This is a genomic window from Nocardioides turkmenicus (genome assembly GCF_011045035.1).
Classification (GTDB): Bacteria; Actinomycetota; Actinomycetes; order Propionibacteriales; family Nocardioidaceae; genus Nocardioides; species Nocardioides turkmenicus.
Genome location: NZ_JAALAA010000011.1, coordinates 55,100 through 81,701 on the forward strand (window position 1 = coordinate 55,100; position 26,602 = coordinate 81,701).

A 26,602-nucleotide genomic window follows, 5' to 3' on the forward strand; every position below is an offset into this window, starting at 1 on the left:
TAGGAAATCCTAGCCTGATGAGCATGAAGCCGCTGACCGAGACCGACGTACGTTCCTCGTTCGTCAACCTCACCAAGGGTGCGACCAAGCGCCTCAATCTCCCTGCTGACCTGGCCGAACGGCCATGGGAAGACCTCGACTACCTCGGCTGGCAGGACCCGAAGGCGCCGCAGAACCACTACCTCGTCGCCGAGCACGACGGCCGGCTCTGCGGGGTCGCGCTCCGCGCATCGCGCGAGACGCGCGGACCGCGGAAGACGATGTGCGCGCTGTGTACGACGGTCGGCGACGTCGCGCTGCTGGTCGCCTCCCGGGCCGGCCGCTCCGGGCAGGAGGGAAACTCGGTCGGCACCTACATCTGCGCCGACCTCGACTGCTCCCTCAAGGCCCGCAACAAGCGCAAGCTCGACACCCCGGTCATCCACGAGACCCTCAGCGTCGAGCACAAGATCGACCGGCTCCTCGGCAACCTCGACTCATTCGTCGCGCGGGTGCTCCGGCCCGCGTAGCGGCCTGACGCCGAGGGTTCGCGACTTCCGTGCCGTCGCATAGGCGGGCGCACGTACGCGGCGGTGCCATTCGTAGATCTCGAGCCCCGGTGGCGTCGCGCGGGTCGGGTCGAAGGAAAGCAGCAGGTCGCGGCCGGACTCGACGGTCAGCTCGAGGGTCGCGAACGACGTCCAGTCCGTCCCTGCCCGTGCCCACATCAATTGCCACGTGCCTTCGACGAGCTGCGCTCCGACCCAGACCGGCCCGGTGGGCGTGCGGTACGGGAGCAGCGTACTGAAGAAGCCGTCGGGCAGACCGGTCCTGGGAGCCAGCAGGAAACGGGTCCATCGACCTTGGCCGGTGGTGGCGAGCAGGAGGTCGGCGTGTTCGCCGCGGATGGTGGGAACGCGCAGGGCAAGCCCGTTGACATCGGGCACGGGCTCCGGCAGGCCGGTGGCGCGGGAGAGTCGGACCACCACCTCGTCGGTCCCGCCCTCATCGAGGAACGCAGCACCCGTGGTGGCTCCCGGGTGCCGCCGCAGCACGGCCAGGTGCACCGTGCCATGCGGGTGCAGGGGCTTGTCGGCGGGTCGCAGGTGGGCGAGCACGCCGACAGCGGTCTGCAGCACACGGCCTACGACATCAACTGGATTCACGCGGTTCGCCTTCCTGAGGACGGACCGCCCCATCGAAAGCGATCGTGCAGGATGGCGGCACGGCCTGCGTTGCTGCCGGCTGCGCCGTGCACGCCCCCGCCAGGGTGGGCGGAGGCAGACCCGAGGAACAGTCCGGTGATGCCGGTCTCCGCCCGCCCCATGCCCGGCACCGGTCGAAAGACCAGCTGTTGGTGGAGCTGGGACGTGCCGCCGCCGATCGCGCCGCCGATGAGGTTGGCGTCGAGGGCTTCGAACTCATGCGGCCCGAGGACGCGTCGTGCGGCGACGGCGCTGCCGAAGCCGGGGGCCAGGCGCTCGATGCGCGCCTGCATGCGGTCGGCGAAACGCTGGCACTCCTCTTCGTCCCATCGCCCGCACAGCCCGTCAGGGCCCGCATCGCGCCGCACCGTCTGCGGCACGTGCGTGTACGCCCACACCGACTCCGTCCCGGCCGGCGAGCGGGTCGGGTCGGTGGTGGTCATCTGACCTGCCAGGAGGAACGGAGCCTCGGGGATGACGCCGGCCGACACCTGGGACAAGGACTGGGTCATCTGCTCGACCGAGTCGGCGACGTGGAAGGTGCCGGGCGCGTACGCGGGTTCGGTGAGCCACGGGATGGGCTCATTCAGGGCCCAGTCGACTTTGACCGTGCCCGGGTCCAGCTGGAAGTTCTTCATGCCGGCTGCGACGCGTCGCGGCACGTCGGCGGGATCGAGAAGCCGACCGTATAGATGGGGTGCCGCGACGTCGGCGATCACGGCGCGGCGGACCTTGATCCGGTCGTTCTCACGGGAGCGGACCTCGGTGACGCGACCGTCCTCGACGCCGAGGCGGGTGACCTCGGCGCCGCATCGTACGACGCCACCACGCTCACGGAAGCGGCGCTCCAGCGCTGCGGCGAGCATGCCGGCACCGCCCTCCGGGACGGGGAAGCCGACGGTCTGGCCCAGCATGGCGAGCAGAAGCCCCATCACGCCGGAGCCCGGCGCGTCGAGCGGGATGTCGGCATGTCCGGCGTTGCCGGCCAGGAGCAGACGCGCACCTTCGCCCCCGAAGTGGTTGCGTGCGAGGTCTCCGGCAGGGGTGAGCAGCGTACGCACGGCCGCCAGGCCGCCGGCACGACGAAGGGCGTTGAGCAGGTGAGCCCCTGGACGCAGGGGCGGGAACGGGGTCAGCAGAGCGTGCACCAGCGGTTCGCCGATGTGGTCCCAGAGGCCGCACAGCTCCAACCACGCGTCGCCGTCGCCGGCGTGCTGGGCATCGAGCAGCTCTGCGGTAACGTGTCGGTCGCGGTGCAGCAGCGCCCAGTTGCCGTCCTGCATGGGGTGACCTAGGACAGCGGGGGCATACCTCCATCGCAGCCCGTACTCGTCGAGGCGGAGACCGCGGATGGTGGGCGATGCCGCCGCGAGCGGATAGAACGCGCTGAAGGTGTCGTGGATGAAGCCCGGCTGGACGTCCTCGGAGCTGCGTACCGCTCCCCCTGTGGTGGGCTGGGCCTCGAGCACCAGCACCGACCAGCCCTTGTCGGCGAGCAGGTTGGCCGCGACCAGGCCGTTGGGTCCGGCACCAACGACGACCGCGTCGTAGGAGGCCTCGCTCATGGGCGGCGTTCGACGATGTAGGCCAAGCGCCGGAGAGCCTCCACGTTTCGCCACTTGAGGATCGGATCCTGCACCAGCCGTGGAATCAGAGCGCCCGGGCCCGCGACGGCCTGTTCTCGGATCGCGATCTCGGTGTCCTCCCCTGCTGGCTCCACCGTGATCTCGACGTGCGCGGCGCCTACGGGCCAGCCGCGCGCACGGAGCAACAGCCTGCGCCCGGGCGTGCACTCGAGCACCTCGGTGCTGTCATCGAGCAGCAGCGGCCAGACGCCGACCGAGTGGTACAGCTGTGAGCCGACGTTCGGCCAGTCCTTGTCCGCGTCGCGCAGTCGAGACGCGCCGACCACCCAGAGCGGGTAGAGCCAGCCGTCCGAGAGGACGTCCCAGACGTGCTCGGGTGATGCGTGGACCAGCCTGTGATTTCTGCTCATGAAGACGTCCTCGGCGGCTCGGGATCACTGGACCTAGCGGTACCCCGCCCCGGGCGCGTTATGCGGACGACCAGGTTGCGCACGATCCCCAGGGCTGCGTTCTCGCGGTGGCCGCGCATGGCGTTCTCGTCGTTCATGGTGGTCAGGACGTTGCCCGGGTGTGGGTCCACGGGGCGGGTGAGGTCGGTGAACAGGAAACCGAGGACCGGCGCGACCACGCGGTCGTAGAGGATGGGCATCTTATGCCCCAGCTGGATCACCTCGTTGGCCACGCTCAGCTGTGGCCGGCCACGGCCGCGGTCGACCCTGCGCAGGATCTGTCGCGCTGCTCGTTCAGGGCTGGAGACCGGAAGCGGGGGCCGACCCTCATGACCGATGACATTCGCGGCATGGCGATAGATCGGAGTGTCCACGCCACCCGGCGCGACGTACACGATCGCCACGCCGGGTCGATCGCGGTTCTCCAGACGCAGTTGGCGAGCCAGCGCGCGTACGCCCCACTTGCTGATGACGTAGGCACTCATCGAGGGTGCCGTGATGTGGCCGAGCGCCGAACCGACGAGGAGCAGCGTTCCGCTGCCCTGGCTGCGCAGCACGGGCACCACGTGACGGGCCACGTTGACCGACCCGAGGAGGTTGGTACGCAGCACCCCCTCGAAGAGCTCGGACGGCAGGGACTCCGTGCGACCCAGTGCAACCACGCCAGCGCAGTGGATGACCGTGTCGAGCTGACCGTGTCGATCGAGCACCTCCCCGACACACTCCCGCACCGCATCGTCGTCTCCCACGTCGAGCGGCAGCACCATGGTCGACGCGGCACCCAGCCGCACACACCCACGGGCAGCGGCGTCCAGCGACTCACGACCCCGGGCGACCAGCACGACGTGATCGCCGCGGGTCGCGGCCAGGCGCACGACAGCCAGACCGATCCCGCTGGATGCTCCGGTGACAAGGGTGATCGCCATACTCCGACGTGGTACCCGTGAACGACGACTTCATGCGACGACGCTCTGCGCCGACGCAGCCGTCCGGCTCAGCACTCGATGACGTTGACGGCGAGGCCTCCGCGGGAGGTCTCCTTGTACTTGACCTTCATGTCGGCGCCGGTCTCGCGCATGGTCTTCAGCGCCTTGTCGAGGCTGACCTTGTGGGAGCCGTCGCCGTTGAGGGCGAGGCGGGCGGCGTTGATGGCCTTCACGCTGGCGATCGCGTTGCGCTCGATGCACGGGATCTGGACGAGCCCGCCGACCGGGTCGCAGGTGAGGCCGAGGTTGTGCTCGATGCCGACCTCGGCGGCGTTCTCCACCTGCTCCGGCGTACCACCCAGCACCTCGCACAGTGCCCCGGCAGCCATCGCGCAGGCCGAGCCGACCTCGCCCTGACAGCCGACCTCGGCGCCGGAGATCGAGGCGTTCGTCTTGCACAGAATGCCGATGGCGGCGGCGGTGAGCAGGAAGCGGACGATGCCGTCCTCGATCGCGGCCTCGTCCAGCCCGGCCTCGGGCGCCACGAAACGTACCCAGTAGTGCAGGACGGCGGGGACGATGCCGGCCGCGCCGTTGGTGGGGGCGGTGACGACCCGGCCGCCGGAGGCGTTCTCCTCGTTGACCGCCAGGGCGAACAGGTTGACCCAGTCCATGACCCGGAAGGGGTCCTTGGCGCCGGCACCGGAGGCCAGGTCGCGGTAGAGCAGCGGCGCCCGGCGCGGGACCCGAAGACCACCAGGAAGTACGCCGTCGGTGACCGGGTCGCGGTCGCACCCGGCCTGCACGCAGTCCGCCATCACCCGCCAGATCTCCAGGAGACCGGCGCGGATCTCGTCGTGCGTACGCCACGTCAGCTCGTTGGCCGCCATCAGGTCGGAGACCCGGAACTGCTCGCGCTCACAGATGTCGAGCAGCTCGGCACCGGTGGCGAACGGGAAGCGTACGGGCGAGCGGTCGGGGACGACCCGCGCGGCGCCGGCGGCGTGCTCGTCGACGACGAAACCGCCGCCGACGGAGTAGTAGGTGCGCTCGCGCAGCACCTCCCCCGTGGCGGCGTACGCGGTGAACACCATGCCATTGGGATGGCCCGGCAGGCTGGCGCGGCGGTGCATGACCAGGTCCGCGCGGCTGTCGAAGCGGATCGGACTGTGACCGCCGAGCGACAGCGACCCGGACTCGCGGATGGCCGCCACCCGCGCGGACGACGCACGTGTGTCGACGGTCGCCGGCTCCTCGCCCTCGAGGCCGAGGAGCACCGCGCCCTCCGAACCGTGCCCGTGACCGGTCGCGCCGAGGGAGCCGAAGAGCTCGGCCTTCACCCGTGCCACCTCGTCCAGCCGCCCGTCGGCGACGAGACCGTCGACGAAGATCTTCGCGGCCCGCATCGGTCCGACGGTGTGCGAGGACGACGGGCCGATCCCGATCGAGTAGAGATCGAAGGCGCTCAACGCCGTCGCGACGACCGTGGAGCCGGCGACCTCGGCGGTCACGTCACTCCTCGATCAGGGCGTCGTAGGCCGCGGCGTCGAGCAGCTCCGGAGCGCCCGAGACGCGCATCTCGAAGAGCCAGCCGGCGCCGAACGGGTCGCTGTTGATCAGCGCAGGGTCCTCCACGACGGCCGCGTTGACCCCGACGATCTCGCCGTCGGCGGGCGCGAAGATGTCGCTGACCGACTTCGTCGACTCAAGCTCTCCGCAGCTCTCTCCCCCGGTGATCTTGGTGCCGACCTCGGGCAGCTCGACGAAGACGATGTCGCCCAGCGCCTCGGTGGCGAAGGCGGTGACACCGACGCGCGCGACGTCGCCGCGGGTCTCGAGCCACTCGTGCTCGGCGGTGTAGGACAGGTGGGTCGGGTTGGTCATGGCGGTGCTCAATTCTTGGATCGGAAGGGCTTGGAGTAGAAGGGAAGGTCGATGATCTCGGCGTCCTCGCGGCTGCCGCGTACGTCGACCTGGACCTTGGTGCCGGCGGCCGCGAGATCGGGCCGGACGTACGCCATCGCGATCGGGTGGCCGAGGGTCGGTGACGGGGAGCCGCTGGTGACGACGCCGATCTGGTCGCCGGTGGCCGGGTCGACGACGGCGTAGCCGACCCTCGGGGACCGGCGCCCGGCGGCCACCAGGCCGACGAGCACGCTGCGGGGACCTTCGTCGCGACGCGTCGCCAGCGCCGCCTCCCCCACGAAGCCGTCGGGCTTGTCGAAGGAGACGACTCGGCCGAGGCCGGCCTCGAAGGGAGTCGTGTCGCGGTTGAGCTCGTTGCCGTAGAGCGGCATGCCCGCCTCGAGCCGGAGGGTGTCGCGGCAGGCGAGCCCGGCAGGGATCAGCCCGTGCGGCGTACCGGCCTCCGTGAGAGCCGACCAGACCGCAGCCGCCGACGAGGGGGCGCAGTAGATCTCGAACCCGTCCTCACCGGTGTAGCCGGTGCGGGCGAGCAGGACCTCGATCCCGGCGACCGTGCCGGCGTCGATGGCGTAGTAGCGCAGGGAGGGGACGTCCAGGTCGGTCACCGCCGCGACGATCGCCGCCGAGGCCGGGCCCTGGACCGCGATCAGCGCGAACTCCGCCGAGGCGTCGTGGACCTCGGCGTCGTACCCCTCCGCTCGCTCGGCCAGGGCCGGAGCGACGACACCGACGTTGCTCGCGTTGGCGACGACCAGATAGCGCTCCTCCTCGAGCCGATAGACGACCAGGTCGTCGATGATGCCGCCGTCCTCGGCGCAGATCATCGAGTAGCGGGCGCGGCCGATGCCGATCGCCGACGGGCGGCCGACCAGGGCGTGGTCGAGGGCGCGCCCGGCCTCGGGCCCGGTCACCTCGATCTCCCCCATGTGCGAGAGGTCGAAGAGGCCCGCGGCGGTGCGTACCGCCTGGTGCTCGGCGGTCTCCGAGCCGTAGCGGACCGGCATGCTCCAGCCGGCGAAGTCGGTGAACGAGGCGCCGAGCTCCTGGTGGATCTCGTGCAGAGGGGTAGGGACAGGTGAGGTCATGTGTGCGGGAGGCTCCCTGGTGGTGGGTGCCGACAGCGGCACCCGTGGACGGGTGACCTCCCCGCTCTGTCATCGCTACCTGAGAGCTTCACCGCCCCGTTGGGACGGTTTGCACCGTGGGTGCAGGATCGTCGGATCCTGACTTTCCAGAGGTCGCCTCACCACAGCGGTCATGGGGCCTGAGAGATTCTGGGGAGGTTTGCTCCTTCGGCGCCTCGCCCGGGATGGACGAGGACTCTCCCGCTGCAGTTCGAACGGCGGATGTGAAGTTGTGCGGCAAACCTAGGTCTGGCCATCGCGGGCGTCAAGATTCGGGCTCCGCGGACGCCCTGGGACCCACTATCGGGAACTGTTCTCACTGGGTTCTACGATGACGGGGTGCCACCGAACGACGTCAGCTCCCGCGTTCCCGTGGTCATCCTGACCGGTCATCTGGGGTCCGGGAAGACCACGCTGCTCAACCATCTGCTGCGCCAGCCCGGCGCCCGGGTGGGCGTGGTCGTCAACGACTTCGGCGACATCAACGTCGACGCCGGGCTCGTCACCGGACAGATCGACGAGCCGGCCTCGATCGCCGGCGGCTGCCTGTGCTGCCTGCCCGACGCCGGCGGCCTCGACGACGCCCTGGAGAAGCTGACCCACCCGCGACTTGCGCTCGACGTGGTCATCGTCGAGGCCAGCGGGCTCGCCGAGCCCGGGACCCTGGCGAAGCTGGTCCGGTTCAGCGGCGTCGAGCGGGTACGCCGCGGTGGGCTCATCGAGGTCGTCGACGCCGCCTCCTACTTCGACACCGTCGACGACGGCCGGGGCCCGGCGCCGGTCCGGTTCGCCGCCGCCACGCTGGTCGTCGTCAACAAGACCGACCTGGTGCCGCCCGCCGAGCGGGAGGCGATCCTGGCACGGATCGAAGCGCGGGTGCGGGAGCACAACCCCGAGGTCCATGTCGCGTACGCAGTGGGCGGCCGCATCGACCCGCGGCTGGTCTACGACGCAGCCGTGCCGGAGGACCCGCCCGACGAGCTGCCGATCGCTGCGCTGCTGCGCGAGGCGGCCCACGACCACGCAGCTCACCAGCACGCCCGGTCGGTGACCGTGACCACCCCGGGCACCATCGAGCCGGCCCGGTTGGTCGACCTGCTCGAGGAGCCGCCGGAGACGGCGTACCGGATGAAGGGGACCGTCGCGGTCGCCACCGCCCAGGGTCCGCGCAGCTACCACGTGAACCTGGTCGGGCGCAGCGCCCACGTCGCTGCGGCACGTACGCCCAGCGCGGCGAGCGAGCTCGTGGCCATCGGCCTGGAGCTCGAGACCGACGCGGTCCGGCTGCGCCTGAGCGATGCCCTCGCCCCGGCCGAACGGCCGAGCACCGAGGGTCTCCGCCGGCTGCGGCAGCTGGTCCGCGTCAGTCTCTGAGTGTGATCAGCCGGCGCGGCGGACGATCCGCTCCATGTCGGTGATGATCACGCCGCGGGACTCCAGCTTGACCCAGCCCTTGGCCGCGAAGTCGGCGAGCGCCTTGTTGACCGTCTCCCGGGCTGCGCCCACGAGCTGGGCGAGCTCCTCCTGCGTCAGGTCGTGGCGTACATGGAGGCCTTCCTCGGTCTGCTGACCGAACCGCTCGGCGAGGTCGAGCAGCGCCTTCGCCACCCGGCGCGGGGCGTCGGCGAAGACCAGGTCGCCAATCACGTCGTTGGCCCGGCGCAGCCGACCCGACAGCAGGGCGAGCAGCCCGCGGGTCACGGCCGGGCGGCCGTCGAGCAGGCCCAGCAGGTCGTCGTGCGAGAGCGAGGCGAGCTCCACCTCGTCGGTGACGGCCGCGACCGTCGAGGAGCGCCGACCGGGGTCGAAGAGCGACAGCTCACCGAACACCTGGCCCGGCCCCAGGATGGCCAGCAGGCTGTCCTGTCCGTTGGCCGCGGCGCGGCTCAGCTTCACCTTGCCGCTCACCACGGCATAGAGCCGGTCCGCGGCGTCTCCCTCGTGGAACAGCACCTCGCCACGCTTGAGGCGGGTCTGGCCCATCATCGCGAGCAGCGCCGTCATCGACTCGTCGTCCAGCTCGCTGAAAAGCGGTGCGTGCCGAAGCACGTCTTGATCCATTACCCAGCCGCTCCTGTCGTCATGTGGGCGAAGCCATCAGCGTACCGAGAGCGAGGCCGCGAACGCCGGTTCTGTGGCCCGCATCGCAGGCTTCTCGAGTGCGTTCTTCGCCACACCGGAAGCGGCGGGAAGCGTCCCGGCCACCGCGTGGTTGGGCCTGGTGTGAGGCTCTCCATGCTGGACCGCTCCCGTACGCGCACGGGCCATCCCGAAGGCGCTGCGCTGACCCACACGATCGAGCGGGCGGTGGCGGCCGAGCGGCTCGGCTACCACCGGTTCTGGGTCGCCGAGCACCATGCCGTGCCCGGGATCGCCTCCGGGGCTCCGCCGGTGCTGATCGGTGCGCTCGGCGCGCACACCTCCACGATCCGGCTCGGGTCGGGCGGGGTGATGCTGCCGCACCACCAGCCGCTGGTCGTGGCCGAGCAGTTCCTCATGCTCGACGCGCTCTACCCGGGCCGCATCGACCTGGGGCTCGGGCGCACGTTGGGCTTCACCGCTCCCGTACGCCGCGCCCTGCGGCACGACCTGGACGAGCCGGACACGTTCGCCGAGGACATCGAGGAGCTCCGGGGCTACCTCGACCGCACCGGAGCGGTCACCGCCCGCCCGGTGGCCGCTCATCAGATCCCGATGTTCGTCCTCGCCACCGGACGTGGGGTCGCGATCGCGTCCCGGCTCGGGCTGCCGGTCGTCGTGGGCGGTCCGGTGCTGGACAGCCCGCGGCTGGGTGAGGTGCTGGGGGCGTACCGGAAGGACTTCCGGCCATCTTCCCGGGCTCCCGAGCCGTCGGTGATGGTCTCCGTCGACGTGCTCGTGGCAGACACCGACGCTGAGGCCGCCGAGCTCGCGCTGCCGGAGGCCTGGGCGATGGCCAGGTCGCGGCAGACCGGCGAGTTCGGTCCGCTCGAGCCGGTCGCCTCGATCCGGTCGCAGACCTGGACGAACCAGGTGCGCGAGCGGGTCGAGGCCCATCTCGCCCGCACCACCGCCGGCTCGCCCGAGACCGTCCGGCGCCGCCTCGAACGGCTGGCCGAGACCACCGGCGCCGACGAGCTCCTCGCCTTCACCTCGACCTACGACCGCGACGCCCAGCTCGCCTCCGACGCGGCGCTCGCCCAGATCCTGACTGCCCGGGTGTAGGCGCTCAGCCCAGCCGGTCGAGCATCCGGGCCGCGGTGTCCTCGTCGGTGATCAGGGTGTCGAACCAGCCGGCCCGCGCACCCGCGATGATGCTCGGCACCTTCGTCGGGCCGACGGCCATCGCGATGGTGTGCGGAATCGCCCTGAGCTCCTCGTAGGTCGTGGCGATCAAGGACTCCTCGGGATAGGGCAGCGGCTGCCCTTCTTCGTCGAAGAACCTGGTGCAGATGTCGCCCGCGGCCTCACGCAGCCAGGGGGCGTCGCGCGGCACGTAACCGGGCAGCGACTCCCGGGTCAGCGGCGGCGCGCCGATGCCGAGCACGGCGACCCTCGCCTGGCTCCACAGATCGAGTACGCGACGCGTGCTCGGGTCCTGGAGGAGCAGCCGGTGCAGGTCGGCTCCCGGTTGCGCGGGGGCGTAGAGGAAGACCGGGCGGCCGTCGAGCTGCTCGGCGAACATACGGGTGATCTCGTTCGTCTGGTACCAGGCCTCGGGCTCGTCCTGTCCCCCGACCGTTGGCGTCACCACGACGCCGGGAAAGGACGGCAGCGCCTCCTGGCTGACCTCCCACACGGTGCGACCGGAGGAGACCAGCAGCACGTCGCCGGCCTTCAACCCGATCTCCGTCATGGCCTCCCCGAGCCTCGCGGCGAGCGCCGCGCCGGTGAGCGATCGGTGGAACCCACGGGCGACGAACACCCGAGCGAGGCCCAGGGCCTCGCCCAGCCGCTCCTCCATCTCGGAGGCACGCCGAGTCGCGGGATCGACCACCTCGATCCGGACGATGCCCGTGCGGCGGGCCTCGGAGAGCACGCGGCTGACCGTCGCGCGGCTGATGCCGAGCTGCTGCGCGACCTGCGCCTGAGTCGCCTCCTTGAGGTAGTAGAGCGTCGCCGCCGCATGCATGACCTCGGGGGTAAAGCGTGTGCTGGCTGTCCCTGCGACCTCCAGGATCGGCTGCTGGCCGCGCGCTCCGCCTGTGTTCTCCACGGCACCACTCTTCCACAGCCGCGCTCACGGATTCGACCATTCGTGAAAATCTGTTCTGGACATTTGTTCGCGACCGTGGGACGGTGGATGAGTTCGAGTGATCAACATCACTAACTGGAGGTCTCCATGACGCAGGCAACTTCAGAGCTCGACCGGCGCACCATGCAGGCGGTCGTCTGCCACGGACCCGAGGACTACCGCTTCGAGGAGGTCCCGGTCCCTGTCCCGGGACCCGGCGAGGCGCTGATCCGGGTCGAGGCCGTCGGCATCTGCGCGAGCGACTTGAAGTGCTACCACGGCGCCGCGAAGTTCTGGGGTGACGAGAATCGTCCCGCCTGGGCCGAGACCGAGGTCATCCCCGGACACGAGTTCACCGGCGAGGTGGTCGCGCTCGACGAGGAGGCGCGCGCACGGTGGGGCGTCGATGTCGGCGACCGGGTCGTCGCCGAGCAGATCGTGCCGTGCGGAGAATGCCGCTACTGCCGTCGCGGCGAGTACTGGATGTGCGGGCCCCACGACATGTTCGGGTTCAAGCGCAGCACCCCCGGGGCGATGGCCGAGTACATGGTCTTCTCCCCCGCGTCCCTGGTGCATCGGATCAGCAAGGACCTCCCTCCGGCGCACGCGGCGTTCGCAGAGCCGCTGTCCTGCTCCCTGCACGCCGTGGAGCGGGCCCAGATCAGCTTCGACGACGTCGTGGTGGTCGCCGGCTGCGGGCCGATAGGCCTCGGCATGATCGCCGGCGCCGCGGCCAAGTCACCGGCACGGGTGGTCGCCCTCGACATGGCACCCGAGAAGCTGGACCTCGCCACCAAGTGCGGCGCGACCGACATCGTCAACATCGCCGAGCAGGACCCCGTCGAGTTCGTCCGCTCGATCACCGGGGGCTACGGCGCCGACGTCTATCTCGAGGGCACCGGGCACCCCTCCGCCGTGCTCCAGGGGCTCAACGTGCTCCGCAAGCTCGGGACGTACGTGGAGTACGGGGTCTTCGGCTCCGAGGTGACTGTCGACTGGAGCATCATCAGCGACGACAAGGAGCTCGACGTACGCGGCGCCCACCTCGGCCCGAACTGCTGGCCGGCCGCGATCCGGATGCTCGAGTCGGGTGTGCTCCCGCTGGACGAGATCTGCACCCACCAGCTGCCGCTGGCCCGGTTCCAGGACGGCCTCGACCTGGTCGCACGCGGCACCGAGTCGATCAAGGTCTCGCTGATCCCGTGACCTCCGTGGCTCCCTTCTGGCTCGGCACGAGCTGGAAGATGACGAAGACCCTGGACGAGGCCGCGGCGTACGCCGACGACCTCCGATCGGCGGTCGAGGCGGGAAGCGTGCCGCCCGAGGTTCGGCTCTTCGTCCTGCCTGCCGCCACCGCCCTGGCCTCCGTCCGAGACCGACTGGCCGGCACCGGCGTGGCTCTCGGCTCCCAGAACGCGCACCCGGGGCCCGACGGCGCCGTCACCGGCGAGGTGTCCATGAGCATGGTGCGCGACGCCGGCGCGAGCATCGTCGAGATCGGGCACGCGGAGCGCCGCACGCTGCTCAGCGAGACCGACGACATGGTCGCCGACAAGGTCGCCGCCGCCGTTTCCGCAGGGCTGCGACCCCTCATATGCGTGGGCGAAACCAGCGCCGAGCGCGCCGGCGGCGTGACCCAGGACGTGCTCGCCCGGCAGCTGCGCCATGCACTCAGCCGGCTCGGGACCTTGCGGCCGATCGAGCTGCTGGTGGCGTACGAACCACACTGGGCAATCGGTGACGGCGGTCGCACCGCCACGCCCGGCGAGGCTGCCGAGGGACTGGCAGTCGTACGCCGTGTCCTCGCGGAGGACCTGGCCGATACGCCGACCGCCGTCCTCTACGGCGGCAGCGTCCACGCGGGCAACGCCGCCGGCCTGGTGACGGGCCTGGACGTGGACGGCCTCTTCGTCGGACGCGCCGCCTGGACGGCGCCGGGCCTCCTTGACATCGCCCGCCGTTGCCACGACGCGCTTCGTCGACGAAGCCTCCGTCAGCCAAGAAACCCCGACCTCGTGTCCGCGATCGTTCGAAAGGACCCAAGATGACACGACACCGCCGCCTCACCCCCTTCCGCATCGGCGGAGCGGTGGCCCTTGCCGCGCTCCTCGTGGCGATGACCCTCAGCACCCGTTTCGTCACCCCCGACGAGCTGGCCTCGATCGGCCCGGAGAAGTTCGATCCGGCTCAGACCGCCGAGGACCTCTTCGCCGAGGCGAACCAGACCATCCCCGATGCGGCGACGCCACTTCCCGAGCTCCTCACCGGGCTCCAGAAGGATGTCGCCAAGACGGCCGACGATCTCGAGGCATCCAGGCCGAACGACACCACCTACCTGTTCCCTGTACGTGGCGTCGCGACCGTCGTCGCGGCGCAGCAGCAGGCGATCGAGATCACCGTCCAGGAGGTCCCCGTCACGACGCCGCTCAGCCTGGCGTACGGACCGGCCGCCAACGGCGCCGTCCTGCGCGACGCCCTCGGCTTCACGTTCGGTGACGCCTCCAACCAGACCACCTACCAACAGGTCGGCGACGAACTGAAGGCGCTTGTCCGCGAGCAGATCGACCAGGGCACGGGCGGGCAGATCGCTCCGGGCGCGAAGCTCGACTTCACCGGCATCGTCAGCGTAACCGACACCGGCATGCCGCAGCCCGCGGACAAGCCTGTGCAGATCCAGCCCCTGACCGTGGAGGTCGCGCGATGAGCGCGCCGGCCACCGAGACCGTGTCGGCAGGCTCGACAGAGATCGGCCAGGTGGTCCTGCGTGCCGTCGGGATCTCCAAGACGTACGGCGTCACCAAGGCCCTCAAGGGCGTCGACTTCGAGGTGCGCGCCGGGCAGGTCACCGTGCTCTTCGGTGAGAACGGCGCCGGGAAGTCGACGCTCATGAAGATCCTGTCAGGCGTCGAGCAGCCCACGGGCGGGCAGCTGGTCCTGCACGACGAGCCCATCACCCTGGAGAACACCGTCGACGCGGTGGAGCGAGGCGTCTCGATCATCCACCAGGAGACCAACCTCTGCCCGAACCTCAACGTGCGGGACAACATCTTCCTCGGCCGCGAGCTGCGTACCCGGATCGGTGGGATCGACTACGCCGGCGAGACAGAGGTCACCTCGCGGCTGATGCGCCAGCTCGAGGAGGAGATCGCGCCCCAGACACTGGTCGCGGATCTCCGGATGGGTCAGCAGCAGATCGTCGAGATCGCCCGGGCGCTGGCCGCCGAGACCCGGATCCTGATTATGGACGAGCCGACCTCGGCCCTCAGCGCGAGCGAGGTCGAGGTGCTCTTCCGGGTCATTCGGGAGCTCACCGCCAACGGCGTCGCGATCGTCTACATCTCCCACCATCTCGAGGAGGCGATCAGCATCGCCGACCACGCCGTGGTGCTCCGCGACGGCGAACTGGTGGCGCACGAGCCGGCAGGCGGGATCGACCTGCCCTGGGTTGTGCACCAGATGACCGGCCGGCAGGCGGAGTACGACTTCCGCGACGAGCCCCGTGACTCCGGTGAGGTCGCACTCTCGGTCCGGAACCTCACCGTCGCGGACCACGCCACCGGACGGGTGGTGGTCGACGGCGTCTCCATCGACGTACGCGCCGGCGAGATCGTCTGTCTCTACGGCCTGATGGGTGCCGGGCGCACCGAACTGATGGAGACCCTGGCCGGCCGCGACCCGATGACCGCAGGCGAGGTGCTGCTGAACGGCGAGAACATCGCCGGGCTGAGCGTCGGCGAGCGCATCTCCCGGGGCCTCGGACTCGTCCCGGAGGACCGGCAGCGCGACGGCGTCGTCCAGCTGCTCAGCGTCGGCAGCAACCTCTCGCTCGCCGGCCTGCGCTCGGTGGTCCGCAAGGGCCTGATCTCCCGGGTCTCGGAGTCCGGACGCATCCGGCGCGGGATGGACGAGGTCACCGTCAAGGCGGCCGGTCCGGACACCCCGATCACGTCGCTGTCGGGCGGCAACCAGCAGAAGGTCGTGATCGGAAAGCTGCTGATGACCGACCCGACCGTGCTGCTCCTCGACGAGCCCACCCGCGGCATCGACGTCGGAGCCAAGGGCGAGATCTTCGCCCTGCTCTTCAAGGAGGCCCAAAAGGGCCTCGGAGTCCTCTACGTCACTTCGGAGATCGGTGAGGCGATGACCGCCTCCCATCGCATCGTCGTGATGCACAAGGGCCGCATCGTGCGCGAGTTCGACCCGCGCACGAGCACCCGAGCCGAGGTCATGGCCGCGTCCGGCGAGTCAGCGAGCCCGACAACCAGCACCCCGACCACCGACCAAGCCATCGGAGGCACGCAATGACCACAACGAACGCACCCGCCGAGGTGACGCCCCGCCCCCAGAGCCCGGCAGGCGGCCTCGCGTCCCGGCTCCGCTCGATCACGCTCAGCAGCGCCCTGATGGAGGGCCGGGCCCTGCTCGCCCTAGTCCTCATCATCGCGGTGTTCGCGACGCTCAGCGACAACTACCTCGACCCGGGAAACCTGGTGACGATCACCAAGCAGGTCGCCTTCAACGCGATCCTGGCGCTCGGGATGCTGATGGTCATCCTCAACGGCGGCATCGACCTCTCGGTCGGCTCGACCGTGGGCCTGACCGGCGCCGTTGCCGGAAACCTCTTCCGTGGACTCGACCTGCCGCTGACCCAGGCGATCATGTTCCCGCAGGTCTGGGTCATCGTCGTCATCTCGGTGGGGGTCGGCGCGCTGGTCGGCTACGCCAACGGGCTGCTGATCTCGCGGCTCCGCCTCGCCCCGTTCATCGTCACGCTTGGCATGCTCTACGTGGGTCGAGGCCTGACCGAGGTGCTCCTCAACGGCCAGAACATCACCAACGAGCTCCGCGGCCAAGAGGGCCTCGGCAACACCGGGTTCTTCGAGGTCTTCGCCAGCCGCCCCCTCGGGCTGCCTATCTCCGCATGGGTGATGATCGCGCTGGCGATCCTGGCCTCGATCCTGCTGGTGCGCTCGCCGTTCGGCCGGTGGTTGTACGCCAGCGGCAGCAACGAGCGCGCGGCCGAGCTCTCCGGCGTACCGGTCACTCGGGTGAAGGCGCGGATCTACGTGATCGCGGGGACCTGCGCCGGCATCGTCGGCCTCCTCCAGATCGCCAACATCAGCTCGGCGACCGCCGACCTCGGCCAGTTCTACGAGCTCAACGCGATCGCCGCGGTTGTCATCGGTGGCGCGGCTCTCTCGGGAGGCCGCGGCACCGTCCGCGGCACCATCATCGGCGCCTTCGTGATCGGGTTCCTCGCCAACGGGCTGGTCATCGTGGGCGTCTCGCCGTTCTGGCAGCAGGTCATCACCGGTGCGGTGATCATCCTCGCCGTCGCCGTCGACCGGGTCCAGCAGATCGCCCAGAACCGCGGGGCGGCGCGGCGCGCCGCGGCCGAGGTCCGCTCCAAGACCCCTGCCGCGAGCAGGTCCGCATGAACGCCGTCATCCACCGTTCCCACCCCAGGACGCGGCAGGTCCGCAACCATTCGAGAGGACACACATCATGAAGCGAATTCTCGCCGGCATCGCCGCCACCGGGCTCGCCCTGAGCCTGGCCGCGTGCGGCTCGGAAGCCACCGACGACAAGGGAGGCAAGGGCGGCGGCACCATCGCCATCATCACCGTCGACCCCTCCAACCCCTACTGGAAGGCCGAGGTCGACACCGCGAAGAAGGCCGCCACCGCCCTGGGCTACGACTCCTACACCGCTGCCCACGGCAACGACCCGGACGAGCAGAACACCCTGATCGAGACCGCCGTCAACGACGACGTCGACGGAATCCTGCTCGACCCCGCCGGGGCCGACGAGTCGATCGCCGCGGTGCAGAAGGTCGTCGACGCCGACATCCCGATCGTGCTGATCAACGCCGAGATCTCCGAGACCGGGCTCGCGGCCTCGCAGATCGTCTCCAACAACGCCCAGGGAGCCACCGTCGGCGCCGAGGCCTGGGCCGCCTCGATGAACTACAAGGGGACGTATGTCGAGCTGTTCGGCAACCCCAGCGACAACAACGCGCAGGTCCGCTCCGACGGGTACGAGCAGGTCCTCGGCCAGTACCCGGACCTGAAGAAGGTCGGCGAGGAGATCGCCAACTGGGACCGCCAGGAGGGCCAGGAGAAGATGGAGGCGCTGCTCGCCAAGAACCCCGACATCACCGGGGTGATCTCGGGCAACGACGAGATGGCGCTCGGTGCGGTCAACGCGCTCAAGGCCAAGGGCAAGCTCGACCAGGTCAAGGTCCTCGGCTTCGACGGCAGCCAGGACGCCGTCGACGCGGTGCGGTCCGGCGAGCTGGTGGCCACGGTGGTCCAGCCGATCGTCGAGGGCACCAACAGCGCGATCGAGCAGCTCGACAGCGTCATCAAGTCCGGCGAGACCGGCGCGGCCGAGGAGAAGCAGGCCCTCGACTGCGTCCTGGTCACCAAGGACAACGTCGACTCCGTCGAGAACTTCGTCATCAGCGAGTGACCGATGACCCACATCTACAACGACCCCGACACATTCAAGAGCGACGTGCTCACCGGCTTCGCCGCGGCTCACCCGCGCTACGTCGAACGCGTCCCCGACGCCTCCGGCTTCATCCGCGCGGGCGGTCCCCTGGCCGGCAAGGTCTCGCTCGTCATTGGGGGCGGTTCTGGCCACTATCCCTCCTACAACGGAGTCGTCGGCCCCGGCTTCGCCGACGGCGCCGTGCTCGGTGACATCTTCGCCTCGCCGTCCGCCGAGCAGGTCTACCGCATCGCCCGCGCCGCGCACGGCGGCGCGGGGGTGGTGCTGGCCTTCGGCAACTACGCCGGCGACCGGCTCAACTTCGGCGTAGCGGCCGACCGGCTGCGCGCAGAAGGCGTGGACGTACGCGTCGTGTGGGTGACCGACGACGTGGCCTCCGCACCGCCCGGCGCGGAGGCGGACCGCCGCGGCATCGCCGGGACCTTCACCGTCTACAAGATGGCGGGCGCCGCGGCCGAGGAGGGCAAGGACCTGGAAGAGGTCGAGCGGCTCATGCGGCACGCAAACGCTGCGACGTACTCCTTTGGGGTGGCGTTCGACGGCTGCACCCTGCCAGGAGCGAGCGACGCCCTCTTCCACGTGCAGGAGGGGCAGGTGGACTTCGGTCTCGGGATCCACGGCGAGCCCGGCATCAGCACCACCGACTGGATGCCCGCCGCGCGACTGGCCGAGCAACTCGTCGAGCGGGTGCTCGCCGAGCGTCCGGCTTCGGCCGACGGGCGGGCCGCTGTCCTGCTCAACGGCCTCGGATCGACGAAGCACGAGGAGCTCTACGTGCTCTGGAGCGAGGTGGAGCCCAGGTTGCGCGCCGCCGGCCTCGACCTGGTCGACCCGGAGGTCGGCGAGCTGGTCACCAGCCTCGACATGGCGGGCTGCTCGCTCACCGTGACCTGGCTCGACGACGAGCTCGACCCGCTGTGGCGGGCGCCGGCCGACACCCCGGCATACCGCCGGGGCCAGGCTGTCGCCAACGGACGGTTCACGGAGCGTACGGTGCCTGTCGGCGTCCAGGCGGAGGAGACGCAGGACGCGGCGAGCCCGGCCTCGCGCCGGCACGCTGCCGTCGCGCGCGACCTCATCGCCACCCTGGCCGCGACCGTCGAGGAGCACAAGCAACGTCTCGGCGAGATCGACGCGGTCGCCGGCGATGGCGACCACGGCATCGGGATGAGCCGCGGATCCAGGGCCGCCCTCGAGGCGGCGGAGTCGGCGGTGTCTTCCGGCGGCGGAGTCGGATCGGTGCTCAGCGCGGCGGGGGCCGCGTTCGGTGACCGCGCCGGCGGCACCAGCGGCATCCTGTGGGGCCTGGTCCTCGACACCGTCGGTGACGGCCTCGGCAACCAGGAGCCGGTCAACCTCGGCCGGCTCGCCGAGGCCGTACGGGCGGCGACGACCCGCGTGCAGACATTCGGCCGGGCCGAACTCGGCGACAAGACGATGCTCGACGCGCTCTGTCCCTTCGCCGACGCGCTCGAACAGGCCACCGACACCGCGCTCACCCTTCCCGAGGCGTGGCGGGCGGCGGCGGAGAGCTGTGCGAAGGCCGCCGAGGCGACCGCCCCGATGGTGCCGAAGGTGGGGCGCGCCCGCCCGCTCGCCGACCGCAGCCTCGGCACTCCGGACCCCGGTGCCGTCTCGCTCGCCCTGATCGTCGCCGCGATCGGCGAGCGGCTCGACCAGACCTGCCAGACCATCCACGAGGAGTCCTCATGACCGAGTCAGCCCCGACCGAGCCGGTACAGACCGCGGAGGCAGCCGGCGGGCTGCGGATCGCCGTCGGCTGCGACGATGCCGGCGTTTCCTACCGCGACATCCTGAAGGCCGACCTGGAGGCCGACCCACGGGTCGCCGTGGTGGTCGACGTCGGCGTCACGACCGACGAGCACACCGCCTACCCCCACGTCGCGGCCTCGGCGGCACAGCTGGTCGCCAACGGCAGCGTCGATCGCGCGCTGCTCGTGTGCGGCACCGGGCTCGGTGTGGCCATCAGCGCCAACAAGGTCCCCGGCGTACGCGCCGTCACGGCGCACGACAGCTTCTCGGTCGAGCGGGCGGTGCTCAGCAACAACGCTCAGGTCCTGTGCATGGGCCAGCGCGTCGTCGGGATCGAACTCGCCCGCCGCCTGGCCAAGGAGTGGCTGGGCTACGAGTTCGACCCCGAGTCGGCCTCGGCCGCCAAGGTCGCGGCCATCGGTGAGTACGAGCAGGGCACCACGGAGCGGGAACAGCCCTCGAGCTGCTGAGGCCCCGACAGCCATTAGGATCGACCGATCACGCCGTCAAGGCTGTCGGACACGGCTGTCCGGCGCGACTGGGAGGGTATATGGCTGCCTTGGTCGTGGGGGTCGATGTCGGCACCGGAAGCAGCAAGGGCGTGCTGGCCACCGCCGAGGGGGTCGTTATCGCCAAGACGATGCGCCGTCACCAGATGTCGCTGCCCCGGGCCGGGTATGCCGAGATGGACGCCGAGACCATCTGGTGGGACGAGGTGGTCTCGATCTGCCGCGAGCTGGCCCTGCACGCCCGGGGCCACATGATCGCCGGGATCTGCGTCAGTGGGATCGGCCCGTGCGTCCTGGTCACCGACGATGACCTCACCCCGCTCCGGCCCGGGATCCTCTACGGTATCGACAGCCGGGCCTCGGCCGAGATCGAGGAGCTCACCGAGCGGTTCGGGGCCGAGGCCATCCTCGACCGGGCCGGCAGCGCGCTCAGCTCCCAGGCGGTCGGCCCCAAGTTGCTCTGGCTGCGGCGCCACGAGCCCGACGTGTGGGCACGGACCCGCCGATGGTTCGGCTCCAGCTCGTACGTCGTAGCCCGGCTCACCGGCGAGTACATCCTCGATCACCACACCGCCAGCCAGTGCGCGCCGCTCTACGACCTCGCGGCCCAGGACTGGGCGACCGACTGGGTGGAGGAGATCGTCGGCGACCTCCGGATGCCCCGGCTCGCCTGGTCCGGGGAGGTGGTCGGCACGTTGCGGGCCGACGCGGCCGCGGCGACCGGACTGCCCGTCGGCACGCCCGTGATGGCAGGGTCCGTCGACGCCTGGACCGAGGCATTCAGCTGTGGCGTCCGGCAGCCGGGCGACCTGATGCTGATGTACGGCTCCACGATGTTCTTCGTCCAGATCGGCCGCGACCTGAAGGCCTGTCCCCCGTTGTGGACCGCCCAGAGCGTGCAGCCGGACGTGATGACGCTCGCGGGTGGGATGGCGACTTCGGGGAGCCTGCTCTCCTGGGTTCAGGAGCTCACCGGGAAGGTCGACATCGCCACCGTCGCCGAGGAGGCCGAGCTCACCCCGCCCGGCGCGGAGGGACTCGTCGTGCTTCCCTACTTCGCGGGCGAGCGCACCCCGCTCTTCGACCCGCATGCGCGCGGCGTCGTCGCCGGGCTGTCGCTGCGTCACGGCCGCGGGCACCTGTACCGAGCCGTCTACGAGGGGATCGCCTACGGCGTACGGCAGATCTTGGAGCTCCTCGAGGTCGCGGGCGGCCCCGCCTCCCGTGTGGTCACCGTCGGCGGAGGCACCCGGAGCGGGCCCTGGAGCCAGATCGTCAGCGACGTGACCGGGATCCGCCAGCTCGTGCCCGAGCAGACCATCGGGGCCTCGTACGGAGACGCCCTCCTGGCGGCGATCGGCTCCGGCCTCGTTCCGCCCGACACGGACTGGACCAGGATCGTCGGCGAGATCGTGCCCAGCCCCGAGAACCGGGCCGTCTACGACGAGCTCTACGGCACCTTCACCGAGCTGTATCCCGCCACCCGCGACCAGGTCCACCATCTGGCTCGGATCCAGGAGGCACTCACCCGGACGTAGCCTTCGCCGTCAGGGCGTGGGCCGCCTCCAAGAGGAGGCGGCCGAGCTCGGCCTGGCGCGGGGGCGCGAGGCGGGCCTCGATGCCGGTGATGCTCAGCGCGCCGTAGGGCTGGCCGTGGGCGTCGAAGACGGCGGCGCCCAGACCCCAGCTGCCGACCACGATCAGTCCCGGGTTGACCGCGAAGCCACGCTCGCGGGTCGCGGCGATGCGCTTCCGCAGAGCGGACGCCGAGTGCTCCTCGCCGTAGGCGGGCACGAGGTCGGCGCGAGCCAGGTAGGCCTCGCGGCGCGACTCGGGCATGAGCGCCAGGATCGCCAGGCCGGCCGAGGCGACCCCGAGCGGGAACCGGATGCCCTCGTGGAGCACGTGCGAGCGGATCGGGAAGCTGCCGTCCTCGCGCAGGACGCAGACGGTCTCGTCGCCACGACGGATGGAGAAGAACGCGCTCTCCCCCGTCTCCCGGGCCAGGCGCAGCACCGCCGCCCGGGCCGCCGGGGTGATGTCGTGGCGGGTGGTCGCCGCGGCTCCGAGCAGGAAGCACTCCGGCCCCAGGTGCCACGCGCCCGTGGTGTTGTCGCGCTCGACCAGCCCCTCCTCCTGGAGGGTGCTGAGCAGCCGGTGGGCGGTGGGGCGCGGGATGGCGGCAGCGGTCGAGAGCTGGGTGGTCGTCGCGCCCTCCGGCTCGCGCGCGGCGAGCAGCCGCAGCAGGTGCGCGCTGCGGCGGATCACGCTGGGCTGGTTCGTGCCGAGACCGGGTTCCATGGGACGTACGTTAGTCGACGTCCACTCAGTGAACGCTCCTGAGCCATCGGGGTCGTTCATCGAAAGATCAAGCGTGAACCTGCGCTCACCTATTGACCGAAGGCGCCGCCCACCCTTGACTGATCATCATGGACAAGGTCATCTCCTCAGCCGCCGAGGCGGTCGCGGACATCCCGAACGGAGCGACCCTCACGGTCGGCGGGTTCGGGTTGTGCGGCATCCCCTCGGTGCTCATCAACGCAATCCTCGAGGCCGGCGTCACCGACCTCGAGGTGGTCTCCAACAACGCCGGCGTCGACGACTGGGGCCTGGGCCTGCTGCTCGGCGCCGGGCGGCTGCGCCGGGTCGTCGCCTCGTACGTCGGTGAGAACAAGGAGTTCGCGCGGCAGTACCTCTCCGGCGACCTCGAGGTCGAGCTGACCCCGCAGGGCACGCTGGCCGAGCGGATGCGCGCGGGCGGCTCCGGCATCGCGGCGTTCTACACCCGCACCGGCGTCGGCACCCAGGTCGCGCAGGGCGGGCTGCCGTGGAAGTACGACGACGCGGGCAACGTCATCAAAACCTCGCCCGAGAAGCCGGTGATGACTTTCGAGACGCGCGACGGTGAGCAGGAGTTCGTGCTCGAGGAGGCCATCGTCGCGGACTTCGGCATCGTCCGCGCGTGGAAGGGCGACCGCCACGGCAACCTGGTCTTCAAGGACTCCGCCCGCAACTTCAACCCGCTGGCCGCGATGGCCGGCCAGATCACCATCGCGGAGGTCGAGCAACTCGTCGAGCCCGGCGAGATCGCACCGAACGACGTCCACCTCCCGGGTGTCTACGTGCACCGGGTGGTGCCGTTGACGCCGGAGCAGGCCGCAGACAAGCGGATCGAGAAGAGGACGGTGCGCTGACATGGCATGGACACGTGAAGAGATGGCCGCCCGTGCCGCCGCGGAGCTCTCCGACGGCGACTACGTCAACCTCGGCATCGGGCTGCCGACGCTGGTGCCCAACTACGTCCCCGACGACGTCGAGCTGGTGCTGCAGAGCGAGAACGGCATCCTCGGCACCGGCGCCTACCCGACCGAGGACGCCGTCGACCCCGACCTGATCAACGCCGGCAAGGAGACGGTCACCGTACGCAAGGGCGCGTCGTTCTTCGACTCCGCCACCAGCTTCGGGATGATCCGCTCCGGCAAGATCGACGCCGCCATCCTCGGCGCCATGCAGGTCTCCAAGGGCGGCGATCTCGCCAACTGGATGATCCCCGGCAAGATGGTCAAGGGCATGGGCGGCGCGATGGACCTCGTCCACGGCGCCAAGAAGGTCGTCGTGCTGATGGAGCACGTCGCTCGCGACGGCTCCTACAAGATCGTCGAGGAGTGCTCGCTCCCCTACACCGGCCTCGGTGTCGTGCAGCGCATCATCACCGACCTCTGCGTCCTCGACGTCACCCCCGAGGGCTTGCGGCTCGTCGAGCTCGCGCCGGGGGTGACGCTGAACGAGGTCGAGGAGAAGACCGAGCCGCCGATCCTCCGCTGACCCGGCCGAGAGGTCAGCTGCGTCGGCCGAGATGTCACGGGTGTGACGTCTCGGCCGACGTGCGTGACGGCTCGGCCCTCACCGGTGGAAGTCGCGCCAGAAGTCACCGAGCGAGTCGGGGTCGTTCTCGATGAGATCGCGGATGCGACGTACGTAGGCCAGCTCGGCCTCGCACAACGCCAGCCGGTGCTCGTGCTCGAGGAGAAAGACCCGCTCGACCCCTTCTCCCCTCACCCGGGCGAGGCGGTCACGGATCTCGTCGACGTCCTCCTGGAGCGAGGACTCGCGCTTCCGCAGGAGCGGCGGCACGTCCTCCGGCGGCAGGGCGACCAGGAGGGAGAGCGCCGACCTGAACCTCGGAAACTCCTCGTCCGGTGTGGCGATCAGGGCGGCGAGGCGCTCGCGGAGCTCGGCGCGGCCGGAACCGGTGATGGCGTAGGTCGTCCGTTCCGGCCGACGGCCGGCACGCGAGGAGTCGCGCGCCTCGATGTAGCCGTCACGACTGAGCTGGTCGACGACCATGTAGAGCGAGCTGGGACGGAACTTCACGCTCGCGCCGACGTTGCGCTCCTTGAGCAGCTGCCCGATCTGGTAGGGGTGCATCGGTTCCTGGGTGAGGTAGGCGAGCACCACCAGCGCAAGGGGATTCTGGACCGGCATGGCTCCCATCGTCACAGGTCCACGACGACGCGGTCGCCCACGACCCGGGAAACGCATGGGTAGATGACGTCGGTGCGTGTCCTCTCGTCCGGCTGCAGGACGTCGTCGCGGTGATCCGGGGTGCCCTCGAGAACCCTCAGGACGCAGCTGCCGCAGACCCCGTCCTCGCACGACATGTCCAGGGCCGGCTCCACCTGCTGGATCGCCGCGAGCATCGTCTGGTTCTCGGCGACCTCGACGACCTGCCCGGTTCGCGATAGCTCCACCTCGAAGGCACGGCTCTCCAGGTCGCTGCGGTCCGTGGCGGTGAACCGCTCGAGCCGGAGGGTCCGCCCCGGGGCCGCGGCGACCGCGCGCTCCGTCGCCTCGATCAGCGAGTCGGGGCCACAGCAGTAGACCGCGGACCCCGGTGCGGTCTCGGCGACCAACGCGGCGAGATCCGGGCGCGGACGAGCATCCGCGGGAACGAGCTCGACGTCGGCCGGAAAGTCGGCGGCGAGCTCGCGGGCGTACGCCATCGACTCGATCGAGGCTCCGCGGTAGACCAGTCGCCAGTCCTCGCCACGAGCGGCGAGCTCGCGGACCATCGGGACGAACGGAGCGATCCCGATGCCGCCGGCGATGAAGAGATGCTGTGCGGCGGTGGCGAGCGGGAAGTGGTTGCGAGGGCCGCGCAGACCGATCCTGGCGCCCGGCTCGAGCCCGTGGATCTCCACCGAGCCACCGCGGCCCGCGTCCTCGCGCAGCACCGCGACGCGGTAGCTCGTCCGGTCTGCCGGGTCGCCGCAGAGCGAGTACTGCCTCACCAGTCCCGAGGGCAGCACCAGGTCGACATGCGCACCCGGCTCCCATGCCGGAAGCTCGGCCCCGTCGACGGTCCGAAGCCTCAGCTCGCGGACACCGTCGGCGATGTCTGTCATCTCCGCGACGACAGCGATCTCCGCGCTCCCTGCGCCTTCGGTGCGGGCCCGGCGGGTGCGCTCGATCGCACGGCGGCCGAGCGGCGTACGTCCACCCGGCTTGTAGAGCGAGAGCAGCATGGCGATCAGCAGCTGGCCGAAGGCGAACCCGAAGCCGGCGGCGATCAGCACGGGCGAGGTGGTGAGGTCGGCGGGCGATCCGCCGGTGGCGGCGAGGTGCTCGGCCTCCATGGCGGCGGCCTCCAACGGACCGTGGATCCAGGTGAACGCCGAGAACAGGATCACCAGCGAGATCGCCAGCTTCGTGGCCACCCACCAGTAGCGGACGACGCCCCATTGCGTGCACATGCCCACAGCCACCCCGGAGAGCGTGGCCGCGAAGTTGAGCCAGGCGAGCAGGTTGACGTCGAAGATCTCCATCACCTGGTAGGCGACCGCGACGTACGTGATGTCGTCGCTGGTCAGAGCGCTGATCCCCACCGCGGACATCATCAGCGCCACGCCCGTCCAGCAGGCGGCAGCGACCACATGGAAGACCACCAGTGCCTTGCGGCTGCGCCCGGTGAGCTGGCCCGTCAGCGAGGCGAGGATCGGTGCCGCGGCGAACATCGCGACCAGAGCGAGCAGGTCGACGACGACGAAGGCCTGGACGGTCGCCAGGACGAGCAGGACCCAGCCCAGGCTCAGCACGATGCCGCGCGCCGGCCGAGCTCTCCGGACCAGGGCGATCACGAGCGTCGTGGTCACGGCGGAGGCGATCCAGACCGGCGTGCGCGCGTCCGGGAACCGCAGGGCTCCGGCGACCAGCGGGGGCGTCACGGCCAGCACGGCACTGGCCACGGCGAACAGCACGAGCGTGATCACCGTGCCTCGGCGTCCCGTCCGCGGGACCGGGTGGGTCGTTGTCATCGTCAGCTCCATACAGTCGATAGCGAATAGTCGATATCGACTATCTTCGACAGAACCGATCGTCCGGGGTATCCGGGAACGCCCT

Annotated in this window: 26 protein-coding genes and 2 riboswitches; of the genes, 14 read left to right on the forward strand and 12 right to left on the reverse strand. The window is 70.4% G+C overall.

Annotated elements, in window-relative coordinates:
• Nucleotides 1–23 precede the first annotated feature (23 nt).
• Nucleotides 24–509, forward strand: coding sequence for an FBP domain-containing protein (locus tag G5C66_RS14355; protein ID WP_165111649.1), 486 nt, complete (start codon nucleotides 24–26; stop codon nucleotides 507–509).
• Here the strand turns inward: G5C66_RS14355 and G5C66_RS14360 are convergent.
• From G5C66_RS14360 to gcvT, 7 genes are all read right to left on the reverse strand, one after another.
• On the reverse strand, nucleotides 477–1,145 hold the full coding sequence (locus tag G5C66_RS14360) for a hypothetical protein (RefSeq protein WP_165111650.1): 669 nt from the start codon (nucleotides 1,143–1,145) through the stop codon (nucleotides 477–479). The two genes, G5C66_RS14355 and G5C66_RS14360, sit on opposite strands and share 33 nt — an antisense overlap.
• Complete coding sequence (locus tag G5C66_RS14365) at nucleotides 1,142–2,749, reverse strand: phytoene desaturase family protein (protein WP_165111651.1); 1,608 nt, start codon at nucleotides 2,747–2,749, stop codon at nucleotides 1,142–1,144. The genes G5C66_RS14360 and G5C66_RS14365 overlap by 4 nt, the downstream gene beginning before the upstream one ends.
• A complete protein-coding gene (locus G5C66_RS14370) occupies nucleotides 2,746–3,180 on the reverse strand; it encodes an SRPBCC family protein (RefSeq protein ID WP_165111652.1) in 435 nt (144 codons plus the stop codon). Before G5C66_RS14370 ends, G5C66_RS14365 begins: the two co-directional genes overlap by 4 nt.
• Complete coding sequence (locus tag G5C66_RS14375) at nucleotides 3,177–4,145, reverse strand: SDR family NAD(P)-dependent oxidoreductase (protein WP_165111653.1); 969 nt, start codon at nucleotides 4,143–4,145, stop codon at nucleotides 3,177–3,179. The genes G5C66_RS14370 and G5C66_RS14375 overlap by 4 nt, the downstream gene beginning before the upstream one ends.
• Before the next feature lie 68 nt (nucleotides 4,146–4,213).
• Nucleotides 4,214–5,656, reverse strand: a complete 1,443-nt coding sequence (locus tag G5C66_RS14380) for an L-serine ammonia-lyase (RefSeq protein WP_338144176.1) — start codon at nucleotides 5,654–5,656, stop codon at nucleotides 4,214–4,216.
• A gap of 1 nt (nucleotide 5,657) precedes the next feature.
• Nucleotides 5,658–6,029 (reverse strand): glycine cleavage system protein GcvH, encoded by a 372-nt coding sequence (gcvH, locus tag G5C66_RS14385; protein ID WP_165111654.1) that lies wholly within the window; start codon nucleotides 6,027–6,029, stop codon nucleotides 5,658–5,660.
• Nucleotides 6,030–6,037: 8 nt separating this feature from the next.
• The gene (gene gcvT, locus G5C66_RS14390) at nucleotides 6,038–7,156 is read right to left on the reverse strand and encodes a glycine cleavage system aminomethyltransferase GcvT (RefSeq protein WP_165111655.1); all 1,119 of its coding nucleotides are present in this window, start codon (nucleotides 7,154–7,156) and stop codon (nucleotides 6,038–6,040) included.
• A gap of 56 nt (nucleotides 7,157–7,212) precedes the next feature.
• Nucleotides 7,213–7,312, reverse strand: a riboswitch (glycine riboswitch).
• Nucleotide 7,313: 1 nt separating this feature from the next.
• Nucleotides 7,314–7,409, reverse strand: a riboswitch (glycine riboswitch).
• Between the two features lie 125 nt (nucleotides 7,410–7,534).
• Here gcvT and G5C66_RS14395 point away from each other — a divergent pair.
• The gene (locus G5C66_RS14395) at nucleotides 7,535–8,569 is read left to right on the forward strand and encodes a GTP-binding protein (RefSeq protein WP_165111656.1); all 1,035 of its coding nucleotides are present in this window, start codon (nucleotides 7,535–7,537) and stop codon (nucleotides 8,567–8,569) included.
• 6 nt (nucleotides 8,570–8,575) lie between these two features.
• Here the strand turns inward: G5C66_RS14395 and G5C66_RS14400 are convergent, their stop codons facing one another.
• Nucleotides 8,576–9,256: a Crp/Fnr family transcriptional regulator gene (locus G5C66_RS14400; protein WP_165111657.1), complete on the reverse strand. Its 681-nt coding sequence runs from the start codon at nucleotides 9,254–9,256 to the stop codon at nucleotides 8,576–8,578.
• Nucleotides 9,257–9,430: 174 nt separating this feature from the next.
• On the opposite strand from G5C66_RS14400, the gene G5C66_RS14405 reads away from it, so the two are divergent.
• Complete coding sequence (locus G5C66_RS14405) at nucleotides 9,431–10,399, forward strand: LLM class flavin-dependent oxidoreductase (protein ID WP_206444120.1); 969 nt, start codon at nucleotides 9,431–9,433, stop codon at nucleotides 10,397–10,399.
• 4 nt (nucleotides 10,400–10,403) lie between these two features.
• Here the strand turns inward: G5C66_RS14405 and G5C66_RS14410 are convergent, their stop codons facing one another.
• On the reverse strand, nucleotides 10,404–11,390 hold the full coding sequence (locus tag G5C66_RS14410; RefSeq protein WP_206444121.1) for a sugar-binding domain-containing protein: 987 nt from the start codon (nucleotides 11,388–11,390) through the stop codon (nucleotides 10,404–10,406).
• A gap of 162 nt (nucleotides 11,391–11,552) precedes the next feature.
• On the opposite strand from G5C66_RS14410, the gene G5C66_RS14415 reads away from it, so the two are divergent.
• The 9 genes from G5C66_RS14415 (at nucleotide 11,553) to G5C66_RS14455 (ending at nucleotide 21,741) form a co-directional block, all read left to right on the forward strand.
• Complete coding sequence (locus G5C66_RS14415) at nucleotides 11,553–12,614, forward strand: alcohol dehydrogenase catalytic domain-containing protein (protein ID WP_165111757.1); 1,062 nt, start codon at nucleotides 11,553–11,555, stop codon at nucleotides 12,612–12,614.
• Nucleotides 12,615–12,619: 5 nt separating this feature from the next.
• The gene (locus G5C66_RS14420; protein WP_165111659.1) at nucleotides 12,620–13,456 is read left to right on the forward strand and encodes a triose-phosphate isomerase; all 837 of its coding nucleotides are present in this window, start codon (nucleotides 12,620–12,622) and stop codon (nucleotides 13,454–13,456) included.
• On the forward strand, nucleotides 13,453–14,112 hold the full coding sequence (locus G5C66_RS14425) for a DUF2291 family protein (RefSeq protein WP_165111660.1): 660 nt from the start codon (nucleotides 13,453–13,455) through the stop codon (nucleotides 14,110–14,112). Before G5C66_RS14420 ends, G5C66_RS14425 begins: the two co-directional genes overlap by 4 nt.
• Nucleotides 14,109–15,713 carry a sugar ABC transporter ATP-binding protein gene (locus G5C66_RS14430; RefSeq protein ID WP_165111661.1) on the forward strand — a complete coding sequence of 535 codons (1,605 nt, stop codon included), beginning with the start codon at nucleotides 14,109–14,111 and terminating at the stop codon, nucleotides 15,711–15,713. The genes G5C66_RS14425 and G5C66_RS14430 overlap by 4 nt, the downstream gene beginning before the upstream one ends.
• On the forward strand, nucleotides 15,710–16,846 hold the full coding sequence (locus G5C66_RS14435) for an ABC transporter permease (RefSeq protein ID WP_165111662.1): 1,137 nt from the start codon (nucleotides 15,710–15,712) through the stop codon (nucleotides 16,844–16,846). Before G5C66_RS14430 ends, G5C66_RS14435 begins: the two co-directional genes overlap by 4 nt.
• Before the next feature lie 67 nt (nucleotides 16,847–16,913).
• Entirely contained in the window at nucleotides 16,914–17,879 is a 966-nt protein-coding gene (locus tag G5C66_RS14440) for a D-ribose ABC transporter substrate-binding protein (RefSeq protein ID WP_165111663.1), read from the forward strand.
• A 3-nt stretch (nucleotides 17,880–17,882) separates the two neighbouring features.
• Nucleotides 17,883–19,634, forward strand: a complete 1,752-nt coding sequence (locus G5C66_RS14445; protein WP_165111664.1) for a dihydroxyacetone kinase family protein — start codon at nucleotides 17,883–17,885, stop codon at nucleotides 19,632–19,634.
• Nucleotides 19,631–20,164, forward strand: coding sequence for a ribose-5-phosphate isomerase (locus tag G5C66_RS14450; RefSeq protein ID WP_165111665.1), 534 nt, complete (start codon nucleotides 19,631–19,633; stop codon nucleotides 20,162–20,164). Before G5C66_RS14445 ends, G5C66_RS14450 begins: the two co-directional genes overlap by 4 nt.
• An 80-nt stretch (nucleotides 20,165–20,244) precedes the next feature.
• A complete protein-coding gene (locus G5C66_RS14455; protein ID WP_165111666.1) occupies nucleotides 20,245–21,741 on the forward strand; it encodes an FGGY-family carbohydrate kinase in 1,497 nt (498 codons plus the stop codon).
• On the opposite strand, the gene G5C66_RS14460 is transcribed toward G5C66_RS14455, so the two are convergent.
• Nucleotides 21,728–22,504, reverse strand: coding sequence for an IclR family transcriptional regulator (locus G5C66_RS14460; RefSeq protein WP_165111667.1), 777 nt, complete (start codon nucleotides 22,502–22,504; stop codon nucleotides 21,728–21,730). The genes G5C66_RS14455 and G5C66_RS14460 overlap by 14 nt on opposite strands.
• A 128-nt stretch (nucleotides 22,505–22,632) precedes the next feature.
• Here G5C66_RS14460 and G5C66_RS14465 point away from each other — a divergent pair, with 128 nt between their 5' ends.
• Together G5C66_RS14465 and G5C66_RS14470 are read left to right on the forward strand one after the other, a co-directional pair.
• Complete coding sequence (locus G5C66_RS14465; RefSeq protein ID WP_165111668.1) at nucleotides 22,633–23,397, forward strand: CoA transferase subunit A; 765 nt, start codon at nucleotides 22,633–22,635, stop codon at nucleotides 23,395–23,397.
• A 1-nt stretch (nucleotide 23,398) separates the two neighbouring features.
• Complete coding sequence (locus G5C66_RS14470) at nucleotides 23,399–24,028, forward strand: 3-oxoacid CoA-transferase subunit B (RefSeq protein ID WP_045552005.1); 630 nt, start codon at nucleotides 23,399–23,401, stop codon at nucleotides 24,026–24,028.
• Nucleotides 24,029–24,106: 78 nt separating this feature from the next.
• Here the strand turns inward: G5C66_RS14470 and G5C66_RS14475 are convergent, their stop codons facing one another.
• Together G5C66_RS14475 and G5C66_RS26040 are read right to left on the reverse strand one after the other, a co-directional pair.
• Nucleotides 24,107–24,688, reverse strand: a complete 582-nt coding sequence (locus tag G5C66_RS14475; protein ID WP_206444123.1) for a PadR family transcriptional regulator — start codon at nucleotides 24,686–24,688, stop codon at nucleotides 24,107–24,109.
• An 11-nt stretch (nucleotides 24,689–24,699) separates the two neighbouring features.
• On the reverse strand, nucleotides 24,700–26,517 hold the full coding sequence (locus tag G5C66_RS26040; protein WP_241248520.1) for a PDR/VanB family oxidoreductase: 1,818 nt from the start codon (nucleotides 26,515–26,517) through the stop codon (nucleotides 24,700–24,702).
• Between the last annotated feature and the right edge of the window lie 85 nt (nucleotides 26,518–26,602).

What these genes read in the sequence shown, in the direction of transcription:
- G5C66_RS14355 (WP_165111649.1), top strand. Translation starts at nt 24, where the DNA reads ATGAAGCCGCTGACCGAGACCGACGTACGTTCCTCGTTCGTCAACCTC.
- G5C66_RS14365 (WP_165111651.1), bottom strand. Translation starts at nt 2,749, where the DNA reads ATGAGCGAGGCCTCCTACGACGCGGTCGTCGTTGGTGCCGGACCCAAC.
- G5C66_RS14370 (WP_165111652.1), bottom strand. Translation starts at nt 3,180, where the DNA reads ATGAGCAGAAATCACAGGCTGGTCCACGCATCACCCGAGCACGTCTGG.
- G5C66_RS14375 (WP_165111653.1), bottom strand. Translation starts at nt 4,145, where the DNA reads ATGGCGATCACCCTTGTCACCGGAGCATCCAGCGGGATCGGTCTGGCT.
- gcvH (WP_165111654.1), bottom strand. Translation starts at nt 6,029, where the DNA reads ATGACCAACCCGACCCACCTGTCCTACACCGCCGAGCACGAGTGGCTC.
- gcvT (WP_165111655.1), bottom strand. Translation starts at nt 7,156, where the DNA reads ATGACCTCACCTGTCCCTACCCCTCTGCACGAGATCCACCAGGAGCTC.
- G5C66_RS14400 (WP_165111657.1), bottom strand. Translation starts at nt 9,256, where the DNA reads ATGGATCAAGACGTGCTTCGGCACGCACCGCTTTTCAGCGAGCTGGAC.
- G5C66_RS14405 (WP_206444120.1), top strand. Translation starts at nt 9,431, where the DNA reads ATGCTGGACCGCTCCCGTACGCGCACGGGCCATCCCGAAGGCGCTGCG.
- G5C66_RS14415 (WP_165111757.1), top strand. Translation starts at nt 11,553, where the DNA reads ATGCAGGCGGTCGTCTGCCACGGACCCGAGGACTACCGCTTCGAGGAG.
- G5C66_RS14425 (WP_165111660.1), top strand. Translation starts at nt 13,453, where the DNA reads ATGACACGACACCGCCGCCTCACCCCCTTCCGCATCGGCGGAGCGGTG.
- G5C66_RS14430 (WP_165111661.1), top strand. Translation starts at nt 14,109, where the DNA reads ATGAGCGCGCCGGCCACCGAGACCGTGTCGGCAGGCTCGACAGAGATC.
- G5C66_RS14435 (WP_165111662.1), top strand. Translation starts at nt 15,710, where the DNA reads ATGACCACAACGAACGCACCCGCCGAGGTGACGCCCCGCCCCCAGAGC.
- G5C66_RS14440 (WP_165111663.1), top strand. Translation starts at nt 16,914, where the DNA reads ATGAAGCGAATTCTCGCCGGCATCGCCGCCACCGGGCTCGCCCTGAGC.
- G5C66_RS14445 (WP_165111664.1), top strand. Translation starts at nt 17,883, where the DNA reads ATGACCCACATCTACAACGACCCCGACACATTCAAGAGCGACGTGCTC.
- G5C66_RS14450 (WP_165111665.1), top strand. Translation starts at nt 19,631, where the DNA reads ATGACCGAGTCAGCCCCGACCGAGCCGGTACAGACCGCGGAGGCAGCC.
- G5C66_RS14455 (WP_165111666.1), top strand. Translation starts at nt 20,245, where the DNA reads ATGGCTGCCTTGGTCGTGGGGGTCGATGTCGGCACCGGAAGCAGCAAG.
- G5C66_RS14460 (WP_165111667.1), bottom strand. Translation starts at nt 22,504, where the DNA reads ATGGAACCCGGTCTCGGCACGAACCAGCCCAGCGTGATCCGCCGCAGC.
- G5C66_RS14465 (WP_165111668.1), top strand. Translation starts at nt 22,633, where the DNA reads ATGGACAAGGTCATCTCCTCAGCCGCCGAGGCGGTCGCGGACATCCCG.
- G5C66_RS14470 (WP_045552005.1), top strand. Translation starts at nt 23,399, where the DNA reads ATGGCATGGACACGTGAAGAGATGGCCGCCCGTGCCGCCGCGGAGCTC.
- G5C66_RS14475 (WP_206444123.1), bottom strand. Translation starts at nt 24,688, where the DNA reads ATGCCGGTCCAGAATCCCCTTGCGCTGGTGGTGCTCGCCTACCTCACC.
- G5C66_RS26040 (WP_241248520.1), bottom strand. Translation starts at nt 26,517, where the DNA reads ATGACAACGACCCACCCGGTCCCGCGGACGGGACGCCGAGGCACGGTG.